Origin of the sequence: Streptomyces sp. URMC 126, from assembly GCF_051386555.1 — a bacterium.
In the GTDB taxonomy this organism is placed as follows: domain Bacteria; phylum Actinomycetota; class Actinomycetes; order Streptomycetales; family Streptomycetaceae; genus Streptomyces.
This window is the reverse complement of sequence record NZ_JBPQTX010000862.1, coordinates 1-273: the sequence shown is the minus strand read 5'-3', so window position 1 is coordinate 273 and position 273 is coordinate 1. Positions and strand designations below refer to the sequence as shown.

Genomic DNA, 273 nt, shown 5'->3' with positions numbered 1-273 from the left:
CCGTTGGGGCGATGTCGCCGGGCACAGCAAATCGATCGAAACAGCGGATGACTTCGGAGGCGCCAATGACAAGCACGGGGGCGTTCGGGGTCGTACAGGCCCACCAGATGTCGCGGCACAGGCGCTGCTTGGCGGTCGGTACGACGGGCCGGTCTGCGTCCTTCCAGCGGCCGAGCCATGCCGGGTCGGTATCGATCTCGGCCAGTTCCACCGGTCCGGTGACGACCCGGGCTACCCCGGCGACGTCAGTCCACCGACTGCGATCAGTTACGA

General features: G+C 67.0%; 1 protein-coding gene. It reads right to left on the bottom strand.

Annotated features, from left to right (window positions below; all coding sequences use genetic code 11):
• Positions 1–211: hypothetical protein (locus ACSNOK_RS34255; RefSeq protein WP_436784632.1), on the bottom strand; the 211-nt coding region annotated here is incomplete at its 3' end.
• Positions 212–273 lie beyond the last annotated feature (62 nt).